11 protein-coding genes and 1 tRNA gene are annotated in these 11270 nt (G+C 69.0%); 3 read left to right on the forward strand and 9 right to left on the reverse strand.

The window, feature by feature from the left end:
* Positions 1 to 42 precede the first annotated feature (42 nt).
* The 9 genes from FFS51_RS13890 to FFS51_RS13930 form a co-directional block, all read right to left on the reverse strand.
* Positions 43 to 1842, reverse strand: coding sequence for an ABC-F family ATP-binding cassette domain-containing protein (locus FFS51_RS13890; protein ID WP_137878705.1), 1800 nt, complete (start codon positions 1840 to 1842; stop codon positions 43 to 45).
* 32 nt (positions 1843 to 1874) lie between these two features.
* Positions 1875 to 2879: a LacI family DNA-binding transcriptional regulator gene (locus FFS51_RS13895; RefSeq protein WP_137878706.1), complete on the reverse strand. Its 1005-nt coding sequence runs from the start codon at positions 2877 to 2879 to the stop codon at positions 1875 to 1877.
* Positions 2880 to 2916: 37 nt separating this feature from the next.
* Entirely contained in the window at positions 2917 to 3687 is a 771-nt protein-coding gene (locus FFS51_RS13900; RefSeq protein ID WP_171006201.1) for a creatininase family protein, read from the reverse strand.
* Positions 3684 to 4286, reverse strand: a complete 603-nt coding sequence (gene folE, locus FFS51_RS13905) for a GTP cyclohydrolase I (protein ID WP_137878708.1) — start codon at positions 4284 to 4286, stop codon at positions 3684 to 3686. Before folE ends, FFS51_RS13900 begins: the two co-directional genes overlap by 4 nt.
* Complete coding sequence (locus tag FFS51_RS13910; protein WP_137878709.1) at positions 4283 to 5065, reverse strand: ABC transporter ATP-binding protein; 783 nt, start codon at positions 5063 to 5065, stop codon at positions 4283 to 4285. The genes folE and FFS51_RS13910 overlap by 4 nt, the downstream gene beginning before the upstream one ends.
* Positions 5062 to 5925 carry an ABC transporter permease gene (locus tag FFS51_RS13915; protein WP_137878710.1) on the reverse strand — a complete coding sequence of 288 codons (864 nt, stop codon included), beginning with the start codon at positions 5923 to 5925 and terminating at the stop codon, positions 5062 to 5064. Before FFS51_RS13915 ends, FFS51_RS13910 begins: the two co-directional genes overlap by 4 nt.
* Entirely contained in the window at positions 5922 to 6728 is an 807-nt protein-coding gene (locus FFS51_RS13920) for an ABC transporter permease (RefSeq protein ID WP_137878711.1), read from the reverse strand. The genes FFS51_RS13915 and FFS51_RS13920 overlap by 4 nt, the downstream gene beginning before the upstream one ends.
* Positions 6729 to 6790: 62 nt before the next feature.
* Positions 6791 to 7927 carry an ABC transporter substrate-binding protein gene (locus FFS51_RS13925; protein ID WP_171006202.1) on the reverse strand — a complete coding sequence of 379 codons (1137 nt, stop codon included), beginning with the start codon at positions 7925 to 7927 and terminating at the stop codon, positions 6791 to 6793.
* 92 nt (positions 7928 to 8019) lie between these two features.
* Positions 8020 to 8517: a MarR family winged helix-turn-helix transcriptional regulator gene (locus FFS51_RS13930; RefSeq protein WP_045248652.1), complete on the reverse strand. Its 498-nt coding sequence runs from the start codon at positions 8515 to 8517 to the stop codon at positions 8020 to 8022.
* Between the two features lie 100 nt (positions 8518 to 8617).
* Here FFS51_RS13930 and FFS51_RS13935 point away from each other — a divergent pair.
* From FFS51_RS13935 to FFS51_RS13945, 3 genes are all read left to right on the forward strand, one after another.
* Positions 8618 to 8689 (forward strand) — tRNA-Gln (locus tag FFS51_RS13935).
* Position 8690: 1 nt separating this feature from the next.
* Positions 8691 to 10166, forward strand: coding sequence for a bifunctional UDP-N-acetylglucosamine diphosphorylase/glucosamine-1-phosphate N-acetyltransferase GlmU (gene glmU / locus FFS51_RS13940; RefSeq protein ID WP_137878713.1), 1476 nt, complete (start codon positions 8691 to 8693; stop codon positions 10164 to 10166).
* Positions 10135 to 11169 carry a ribose-phosphate diphosphokinase gene (locus tag FFS51_RS13945; protein ID WP_137878714.1) on the forward strand — a complete coding sequence of 345 codons (1035 nt, stop codon included), beginning with the start codon at positions 10135 to 10137 and terminating at the stop codon, positions 11167 to 11169. Before glmU ends, FFS51_RS13945 begins: the two co-directional genes overlap by 32 nt.
* Positions 11170 to 11270: the final 101 nt, after the last annotated feature.

Genomic DNA, 11270 nt, shown 5'->3' on the forward strand with positions numbered 1-11270 from the left:
CGAGGGGTGAGTGGGCTGCGCGGTGATCGACGCCGGTCGTTCTCAGCCCACCGCTTCGCCGAGCTCGAGCCAGCGCTCCTCGAGTTCGACGGTCTCGGTGGTGAGCTGATCGCGCTCGGTCTGCAGCGCTACGAGCGCGGCGTAGTCGTCATGCGCGTCGGCGAGCCGCACATCGACCGCCGAGATCTGCTCCGCCAGCTTCGCGAGCCGCCGGTCGATGGCGGCGAGCTCCTTCTCGGCCGCCCGGCGTTCGGCGCCCGAGAGGGCCGGGGTCGATGCGGCGGGGGTGGATGCCGCGGCCCGGGGCGCGGCGGTCGCGGGGCGTGACGCGGCATCCGTCATCGCGGCCCGCAGGCGCAGGTACTCATCGACGCCGCCGGGCAGGTGGCGGAAGCGGTGGTCGAGCACGGCGTACTGCTGATCGGTGACGCGCTCCATGAAATAGCGGTCGTGGGAGACGACCAGCAGGGTGCCCGGCCACGTGTCGAGCAGGTCCTCGAGGGCGGCGAGCATGTCCGTGTCCATGTCGTTGGTTGGTTCGTCGAGGATGAGCACGTTCGGTTCGCCCATGAGCACCAGCAGCAGCTGCAGGCGCCGCTTCTGACCGCCGGAGAGGTCGCCGACCGGCGTCGACAGCTCCGATGCGCGAAAGCCGAGCCGTTCGAGCAGCTGGGCGGGCGTGAGCTCCTTGCCGCCGGCGACGTAGGTCGTCTTCTGCTCGGCCAGCACCTCGCGCACCCGCAGGCGTTCGACCGGCTCGAGCTCGGTGAGCCGCTGCGTCAGGTGCGCGACCTTGACGGTCTGCCCCCGCTTGACGCGCCCGGACGTGGGGGCGAGGGTGCCGGCCACGAGTGCGAGCAGGGTCGACTTGCCCGCGCCGTTCGCCCCGAGGATGCCGGTGCGCTCGCCGGGGGCGATGCGCCACTCCACTCGATCGAGCACGGGCTTCTCGTCGAACGAGACGGAGGCGTCGACGAGGTCGACGACGTCCTTTCCGAGTCGGGCGGTGGCGAGCTTGGTCAGCTCGATGCCGTTGCGCGGGTCGGGCTCGCCCTCGATCAGCTGGGTCGCCGCATCGATGCGGAACTTCGGCTTGGACGTGCGCGCCGGGGCCCCTCGGCGCAGCCACGCGAGCTCCTTGCGCAGCAGGTTGCGGCGCTTGTCCTCGGCGACGGCGGCCTGCCGGTCGCGTTCGACGCGCTGCAGGATATACGCCCCGTACCCGCCCTCGAACGGCTCCACCTCGCCGTCGTGCACCTCCCACATGCGCGTGCAGACGGCGTCGAGGAACCAGCGGTCGTGCGTGACGACCAGAAGGGCTCCGGATGCCGCGCTCCACCGCGCCCGCAGGTGCTCCGCGAGCCAGGTGATGCCTTCGACGTCCAGGTGGTTGGTGGGCTCGTCGAGGGCGACGACATCCCAGTCGCCGACGAGCAGACGCGCGAGCGCGACCCGGCGACGTTGGCCGCCGGAAAGCGTGTCGACGTCGGCGTCGAGGGCGAGATCGCCGACGAGCCCCTTGAGCACGTCGCGCACCCGGGCGTCTCCGAGCCACTCGTGCTCGGGCCGGTCGCCGACGATCGTGTGCTGCACGCTGCCGGACTCCGGCAGGTCGTCGTCCTGGGCGAGCATGCCGACGCGGATGCCGCCGCGCACCGTCACCTTGCCGGCATCCGGTGCGTACCGCTGCATGAGCACGCGCATGAGGGTCGACTTGCCGTCGCCGTTGCGGCCGACGATGCCGATACGGTCGCCGTCGGCGACACCGACGGTGACGTCGTCGAGCACGACCTTCGCGGGGAATTCGACGTGCAGATGCTCGCCGCCGATGAGATGGGCCATAGCAGTCCAGGCTATCGAGCGATCCGCTGACCTCAGCGCGTGCTGGAGGCTCCCACCACGAGTTCGACGGGGAGGATCGCTCGCGCACCGTCGCCGCCGTTCATCATCGTGTCGAGCATGTCCATCGCGCGCACGGCGATGCGCTCCCAGTCCTGCTTGATGGTCGTGATCGTCGGAGTGATCTGACGGGTCCATGCGACACCGTCGAATCCGCACAGAAGGATGTCTTCGGGCACTCGGCGGCCCTCTTGGAGTGCGCGGAACAGCGCTCCAACGGCGTGCATGTCGCTGACGGCAAATACGGCATCTACGGTGTCGTCGGTCTCGAGCAGTTCCGCCATCGCGTCCTGTCCGCCGTCCATGCCGTAGGCATCGCCGATGATGAGCACGTCCGACTCGGCCACGCCTCGGTCGCGCAGTCCGGCGAGGAAGCCCTCGCGCCGGTCATGGGTCGAAGGGAGATAGCCGTGTCCGCCGATCATCGCGAAACGTGTGCCGCCGGCGTCGTGGAGGTGATGCGCCGCGAGTCGGCCGCCCCCGAAGTCGTCTGAGCGCACCCAACCCCCGATCAACGGCGAGTCGGCCGGCTCGTCGCAGGCGACGATGGGGACGGGGCTCGCCTGGAGCATGTGGACCCCCGAGCGCGGCGGGCGAGACGGCGAGAGCAGCACCCCGTCGGTCGATCGAACCAGGCTCTCGAGTGCATCGAGCTCCACCGCGGGGGTGAAGTCGGACACACTCAGGACGAGCGACCAGTCGCGCCGCTGCCCCTCGCGCTCGAACGCGTGCGCCAACTCCGCGTACGCGGGGTGACGCACGTCGGGGAGAATGATTCCGACGGTGATGCGATCGGTGCGTCGTGCGCGCGCCTGCGCGCGCGGGTAGCCGAGTCGCTGTGCGGCATCGAGAACGCGATCGCGCAGAGCCACGCTCACTCCGCGGTTGCCCGTGAGAGCATTGCTCGCCGTCGCGAGGCTGACCCGTGCCGCGGTGGCGACCTCTTGGAGGGTCGGGGAACGAAGATCCTCGCCGGTCATACGCCTCCCTCCGTCGTGAGTGTAGCGACGTGCACGATCACGGCCGGACCCGATCGGCGTAGGCGACGAATCCTCGTAGCGCGTCGGCGAGCGCACGTCCCTGCACCTCGAGCGCGCGCTGCCCCCATGTCGCGTCGGCGTGAGAGGGATCGCCGATCGTGCCGGTGCCGGAGAGATCCTCGGAGTGCCAAGGCACGCCGATGGGTCCCAGTGGGGACACCCCTCCCGTGCGAGGGAAGCGCGTCTCCAGATCGACCCCGTCGCTGCGGAGCGCGGTCGTGTCGACGAGGTCCGGACGTAGCGCGAGCATCACGCTCGTCTCGTAGTGCCCCGCGTGGACGTCGGTCTCGGCTGCAGCGTGCGATGCGACGAGGTCGGCATCGAGCGGAAGCGACGGTGCATGCACGGTGAATGCATGGAGCCCGCGTTCTCGACGGATCGTCCGTGTCGCGACGTGCAGCACTTCGGGGTTCCCGCCGTGTCCGTTCACGAACACGATCGCTCGCATCCCGGAGGCCTGCGCCGCGCGAGCGACGTCGTCGCACACGCGCAGGATCGTGTCGGCTGCGAGTGAGATGGTCCCGGCGTGCGACGCGTGCTCCGGAGAGAATCCGTATGCGAGCGCGGGGAGCAGCCATGTCTCCACTTCGCCGGCGAGGCGATCGCACGCGCGTCGGGCGAGCGCGGCCGCGATGATCGTGTCGGTGTCGACGGGAAGGTGAGCGCCGTGCTGCTCGGTCGCACCGACCGGCTGCACGGCGATGCCCCCCGCGGTCGCGACGCGGACGATATCGGGTGCGCGGGTCACAGGCCGAGAAGCGCGCGCGCCTCGACGCGCTCGGGGGATTCGACCGTGTAGACGCCGCGTGACGCGACGGAGAATGCGGTGGCGCCCACCGTGCGCTCCCCGCGGGCCCACATGCAGGCGTGCTCCGCGGTCAGGCGCACCAGAACTCCCTTGGCGCCGAGCGTGGACTCGGTGACGGCCGCGATCTGGTCAGCCAACCGCTCCTGCATCTGTGGACGCGCCGCGAGCACGCGGATCATCGTGTCGAAGTCCCCGATGCCTGCGAGCCGACGATCGGGGAGGTAAGTGACCGACACCGTCCCCTGGAACGGCAGCAGGTGGTGCTCGCAGATCGAGGAGTAGGGGATGTCGCGCACAGCCACCGGCCCCGGATACACCCCTTCGATCGGCTCGCCGCCGCCCAGGGCGGCCGCCGGGTCGCCGTGGATCCCGGAGAAGATGTCCAGAGCTGCCTGAGCCACGCGACGCGGTGTGTCCACGAGGGTGGGGTGGTCGACGTCGAGCCCGATGGCGGTCATGTAGTCGCGCACTGCGCGGGCTGCGGCATCCACATCCGGTTCGGTGGAGGTCGCGGCGACGAAATCGAGGGAGGTGGTCATGAGGCGTGCCTTTCTGTGGTGCCGGCGAACAAGAGCTCGGAAGCCCGATCGACGTAGTGGTGAAACTCGGGGGAAGACATGTCTGCGAGGCGCCGAGGGCGCGGCAGGTCGACGTCGATGATGTCGACGATGCGACCCGGACGCGCGCTCATGACGGCGATGTGATCGCTCAGCAGCACCGCTTCCCGGATGCCGTGGGTGACCATCACCGTCGTGGCGTGCTGTTCGCTCCACAACCGCTGCAACTCGAAGTTGAGATGCTGCCGTGTCATGTCGTCCAAGGCGCCGAACGGCTCGTCGAGGAACAACACCGATGGCCGCAGTGCCAGCGCGCGGGCGATCGCGACGCGCTGCCGCATTCCGCCGGAGAGCTGCCATGGTCGCGCGTGTTCGAACTGCTCGAGGCCGACCATGGACAGCAATTCATCCACCCAGTCGCGTTCGACAGGGCGCCCGGCGAGTGTGAAGGGGAACTCGACATTGCGTCGCACGGTGCGCCATGGCAGGAGCGCGTGATCCTGGAAGGCGATGCCGTACTTCTGGCCCAGACGCAGGTTGTGGGGGGAGAGGCCCTCGACGGTGATCCGGCCCGTGGTCGGTGCATCCAGGCCGGCCATCATCCTCAAGAGGGTCGATTTCCCGCACCCGGACGGCCCGAGCAAGGAGAGGAAGCTCCCCTTGCGGGTCTGCAGGGTCACGTCCGACACGGCTGTGACCTCGCGATCACGGCTACCGAAGCGACGGGTGACGTTCGTCAGTGACACACCGGGATCGGTCATGAGGCTCCTCCTCGACGGGATGGGTGCGTGCGCGTGGGTGGGTATCGATGCGAGAGCACGAGCCGTTCCACGAGTGCGGCCAGAGCGTAGGCGGCGAGCGCGAGGGCGACTGTTACGGCGACCAGCGTCCACAGCAGGGGGTAATTCGAGTACGACTTGCTTGTGAGGAGATTCGCGCCGAGCCCCTCGAACGAGAAGAGGAATTCGTACAGCGTCGCGGCGGAGACCGTGGCGGGCGCCGCGATCTTGAGTCCGGCGAAGAGGGACGGAAGCGCGGCCGGCAGCTGAACGTGCCAGAGCAGGCGTCGCCTCCCACCGCCGTACGCGTGCACCAGCTCGATCGTCTCGGGCGAGGCGCTCGACAGGCCGGCTCGGATGTTCATCATCAGGGGGAAGAGCGTCACGATGGCTGCCACGACCGCGGCGGTCAGCACGCCGCTGCCGAAGACGGCGAAGATCACGGGAGCCATCGCGATCAGCGGGACGGTCTGGAGCACGAGCGCGATCGGGAGGAACATGGCGCGGGCGGTCGAGGAGAGCGATAGCACGATGGCTCCGACGGTCGCCGCAGTAACGCCGAAGATCAGACCCACCGCGGCGTGGAACACCGTCACGGCGATGATCGGCACCAGGTCGGCGCGTCGGTCTGCCGCCGAAACCGGTTTGGCTGCACCGTCGACGAACAGGTAGCGCCAGACGTCGATGGGCGTCTTCGCCTGATAGGTGCTGATCGTGGACGTCGTGATGATCACCTGCCACAGGAGCAGGACCAGGATCAGGGTCGCTGCGGCGGAGAGAAAGGAGATGATCGCGCGTCGTGGGATCCGAACGCTGCGGACCTTGCGGGGGAGATCGGTCATCTCCGACCCCCCGTCATCGATGTCCACGGCGCGCTCAACCGTGCAACCAAAGCGACGCCGGCATAGCCGAGCGCAGACACAAGGGTCGCGAGCAGTGCGATCGCCCACATCCCGACGTAATCACCGACGTACTGCTGTGAGAGGAGGAGGCGGCCGACGCCTGTGTCGACACCCACGGCGAAGAACTCACCGGTCATGGCGCCGAGGAACGCTGCGGGCGCGCCGATCTTGAGAGCGGCGATCACAGACGGGACGGCGGCGATGATCCGTACTGTGCGGATCGCGGTCCACTCGCTGCCTCCGTACGCATAGACGAGGTCCACCTGGCTCGATGTCGCCGCACGCAGGCCGAGGAGAACGCCGACGATCATCGGGAACTCCACGGCAAGCACCGCCAGCGTGATGCTCACCGCGCGGCTGCCCGTCGGGGAGAGCAGGACCACGATCGGACTGATGGCGGCTACCGGCGCGCAGGCGGCGATCACGCCGATGTTGTTCACGACGTCATCGAGCCAGGGGAGCAGCATCACGACGACTCCGAGGATGAGCGCGGCGAGTGCGGCGATCGCGTAGCCGATGAGGGCACTGGACGCCGTCGCGGACAAGCCCGACCAGTAGCCAGGGTCTGCGAGGTCCTGCACCGCGCGGCGCGCTACCTCGCCGGGAGGGGGTATCGCGCCGAACGAGCCGTTCGCTCGGGTGAAGGCCGTCACGGCGACGATCTGCCACCCGCCGAGAATCAGGGCGACCCCGGTGACCGCCAGTGCGGTCGCCCGGGCGCGGGGGCGACGGAGAGCACGCATGCGATCCCCTTTCTGAGGCGGAAATGGGGATGCCGGCCGTAGCGGCCGGCATCCCCGAGGGATCAGGAGGTCGGAACCGTGAATCCGGGGATCAGGTCCGGGTTCTCCTGGTAGAGCTCACTCAGCAGTGAGGTGTCGAACATCGCAGGGTCCGCAGTGATACCGGCGGCCGCGAGCGACGCCGTGGCCTGCGTGACGAGGCTGGGCGTGATCGTGAAGATGCCGTTCTTGACCGTGTCGGGCGTGAGCATGAAGGAGGGCAGCACGGCGGCGCTGTCGACCTGCAGCGACCTGTCGAGGTCGTTCTGGGCTCCGCCGTACTCCATCGCGATGTCTGCGATCGCGTTGGTGCCCTGCGTGAGGGCCGAGTTCCAGCCTTCGATTGCGCTCTTCATGAGCGCCTTCACTTCATCCCTGTGGTTCTTCAGTGCGTCATCGCTCACCACGATCGCGTCGCCGAATTGCGCGTAGTTCGCGTCGGCGAACGACATCGTCACGACGTCGCCACCGGCGTTCTTCACCGCGATGGGATAGTTCGTCAGGAACCCGATGAGGGCATCGACCTGGCCGTTCATGAGCGGATCGATCCCGGCCGGCACAGAGACGAACGTGACGGTGTCCTCGGGGAGATTGTTCGCCTTGAGCACCGCTTCGACGGCGAGCTTCCCACCGGCATCCACTCCGATCTTCTTGCCGGCGAGGTCGGCCACGGTGCGGATGGGGTTCTTCGCGAGCGAGACGAACCCGACGGGGTTGCGCACGAACTGGGCGCCGATGATCTTGAGGGGAGCGCCGTCGTTGATGGCGCCGGTGATGCCGGTCAGGTCGGACGCGAGTCCGATGAGCGCCTGCCCCGACAGCACGCTGTCCCAGGAGTTGGTCGAGCCGCCACCGGCGATCAGGTCGACCGAGCTGAAGCCGTTCTTTGTGTAGTCGCCGTCCTTGTCGGCGAAGTAGTAGCCGGCGAACTCGTAGTTCTTGATCCAGCTCAGGGCGATCCCCGCGCTGCCGTACGAGGCGGAAGACGTGGAGGTGGTGGGCGATGCGGCGGCGCAGCCGGCAAGCACGGTGACCAGTGCCCCTGCCGTCAGTGCCAGAGCGGCGGTGCGGATGCGGAATCGGGTGGTGCGGGAGGTGGTGCGGGTGGAGCCAGTGCTGTGCGCGCGGTCTCGGGCAGCGCGCGAAAGGGGATTCGTCACGAGGACCTCCATCTGTGTAAGACCGAGGTCAGCGTAAATCTTTTACGTTTCGTGAAAAGTTCCGTGATGTGTCGAGCGAGTTTCCGACTGCCTCACGCGTCGAATCCGAGGCTGAGCTTGCGCAGCAAAGACGCGAGGCGTTCGCGATCGGTGCGCGAGAGCCGCTCGAGCAGGTGCGCCTCGGCATCGACGAGACGTGTGATCGCGGCGTCGACGCGCACGCGACCGTCGTCGGTGAGGGTCACCAGGATGCTGCGCCCGTCGGCCGGGTCGGCCTCGCGCTGCACGAGGCGGCGCCCCACGAGCCGGTCGATGCGGTTGGTCATGGTGCCGCTCGAGACGAGGGTCTGCTGCAGGAGGGTCTTCGGGCTCAGCTGGTAGGGCTCGCCGGCGCGGCGCAGCGCCGACAGCACGTCCCACTCCCACGGTTCGAGCTCGCTGCGGCGGAACGCCTCACGCCGGGCGCGGTCGAGGTGGCGGGAGAGCCGGTCGACGCGGGAGAGTACTTCGAGAGGCGAGAAGTCGAGGTCGGGGCGCTGGGTCATCCAGGCCTCGACGATGCGGTCGACCTCGTCGCTCTCGGGTGCCATCCGCCCATTATCGCGCGCCGCGTCTCCGGTCCCGGGCGCGGGGCGACGAGGTGGCAGACTTGGGGGCGGTTCCCGACGGCGCAGGCCGTGGGCGGGCCGGTCCGCCGTGGTGTAATGGCAGCACGACAGCCTTTGGAGCTGTGAGGTTCAGGTTCGAGTCCTGGCGGCGGAGCATGAACGAGCAGAACGCCACCGGCCTCGCCGTCGTCATCCTCGCCGCCGGCCAGGGCACCCGCATGAAGTCGTCGCTGCCGAAGGTGCTCCATCAGCTGGGCGGGCGGTCGCTGCTCGCGCATGTGCTCTCGACGGCGATCGAGCTGGAGCCCGACCGGGTCGTGGTGGTGGTGCGGCATGAGCGCGACCTCGTCGCCGCGGCGGCGCTCGACGCGCTGCCGGGCGTGCAGGTCGTCGATCAGGACGACATCCCGGGCACGGGGCGCGCGACCGAGCTCGCCGTTGATGCGCTCGATGACTTCGACGGCGATGTGCTCGTGCTCTCCGGCGACGTGCCGCTGCTCGAAGCGCCGGTGCTCGCGGGGTTCGTGACCTCGCACCGACTGGCGGATGCCGCGGTGTCGGTGCTCTCGGCCCAGGTCGACGACCCGACCGGCTATGGGCGCATCGTGCGCGGCGCCGGGGGCGGTCTCGAGCGCATCGTCGAGCAGAAGGATGCCGCGGCCGCGGAGCTCGCGATCACCGAGATCAACGCCGGTGTCTATGTCGTCCGCGCCGCGACGCTGCGCGCCCATCTGCCGGGCCTCACGGCCGCCAACGCGCAGGGCGAGCGGTACCTCACCGACGTCGTCGCCCTCGCGCGCGCTGCGGGGGAGCGGGTGGCGGCGTACGGTGCCCCCGATGCATCCGCGGCTCTCGGCATCAACGACCGCGTGCAGCTGTCGGATGCGGCGCGCACGCTCAACGCGCGCACGGTGCGCCGGTGGCAGCTCGACGGTGTGAACGTGCTCGATCCGGCGACGACGTGGATCGATGTCACCGCGACGCTCGCCCCCGATGTGACCCTGCTGCCGAACACGCTCGTGCTGCGGGCGACGACGATCGGCGAGGGGGCGATCATCGGTCCCGACACGAGTCTCGCGGACTGCGAGGTCGGCGCCGGGGCGACCGTTCGTCGTTCGGATGCGACGCTCGCGGTCATCGGCGAGAAGGCCAACGTGGGTCCGTTCGCCTACCTCCGCCCCGGTGCGGAGCTCTCCCGCGGAGCGAAGGTGGGCACGTTCGTGGAGGTGAAGAACTCCACGATCGGCGAGGACAGCAAGGTGCCCCACCTGTCGTACATCGGCGACACGACGATCGGGCGCGGCGTGAACCTCGGGGCCGGCACGATCACGGCGAACTACGACGATCTGGTCAAGCACCGCACGGAGATCGGCGACGAGGTGCACTCCGGCTCGCACAACGTCTTCGTCGCGCCCGTTAGGATCGGTGATGGCGCGAAGACCGGAGCCGGCGCCGTCATCCGCAAGGACGTCCCGGCCGGCGCCCTGGCCCTCAGCGTCGCCCCTCAGCGCAACATCGAGGGGTGGGTCGAGAAGAATCGCTCGGGCACCCAGGCCGCGCAGGTCGCGGAGCGGGCCCGCCATGCACAGAAGGCAGACGATGGCGCGCAAGGACAAGACGGTCGATCTTGATCGGGAACGCGGCATAGCGCCGGGGCTGGTCGCCAAGACCAAGAAGCGACTCGTCGTCGCCACCGGCAGCTCGCACCCCGAGCTCGCCGCCGCCGTCGCCGCGGAGCTCGGCACCGAGCTCGTGCCGACCGAGTACCGCACATTCGCCTCGGGCGAGATGCTGACGCGGTTCGAGGTCTCGATCCGCGGGTGCGACGTGTTCCTGCTGCAGTCCTTCGGTCCGCCGGTCAACGAGTGGCTCATGGAGCTGCTCATCATGCTCGACGCCGCCAAGCGCGCCTCGGCGAAGCGCATCACGGTGGTGGCGCCGTACTACCCCTACTCCCGTCAGGACAAGAAGGGGCGCGGGCGTGAGCCGATCTCGGCGCGCCTGGTCGCCGACCTCATGAAGACCGCCGGCGCCGACCGCGTCATGAGCGTCGACCTGCACGCTGCGCAGATCCAGGGCTTCTTCGACGGACCCGTCGACCACCTCTTCGCCAAGCCCGTGCTGCTCGAGCACTTCCGCACCACGCTGAGCCTCGAGGACCGCGAGCTGCTGACCGTCGTCTCTCCCGACACCGGCCGCGTGCGGGTCGCTGACACATGGTCGGACAGCCTCGATGCGCCTCTCGCGATCATCCACAAGCGCCGCGACCCGAATGTCGCGAACCAAGTCACGGTCAACGAGATCGTCGGCCGGGTCGACGGCCGTGTGTGCCTCCTCGTCGACGACATGATCGACACCGGCGGCACGATCGTGAAGGCCGCCCAGGCGCTGAAGGCGAACGGCGCGCGCCGCGTCATCGTCGCAGCGACCCACGCGGTCTTCAGTGATCCCGCGACCACCCGGCTGCAGGACTCGTCGATCGATGAGGTCGTGGTCACCGATTCGATCCCGCTCGCCCCCGAGAAGCGGTTCCCGGGGCTGACGATCCTGCCGATCTCGCCGCTGCTCGCGCGCGCGATCCACGAGGTCTTCGAGGACGGCTCGGTCACGAGCATGTTCGACGGGGCTGCCTGACCGAGCGGATGCCGCGGGCCCGCGTCATCTACAACCGGTTGCCCGCTCTGCACGATCGTCCAGATTCATTCGCAAGGATGGATGAGCCCGGAGCTCCGGGC

The organism is Microbacterium sp. 4NA327F11 (genome assembly GCF_005503465.1).
Lineage (GTDB): Bacteria > Actinomycetota > Actinomycetes > Actinomycetales > Microbacteriaceae > Microbacterium > Microbacterium ginsengisoli.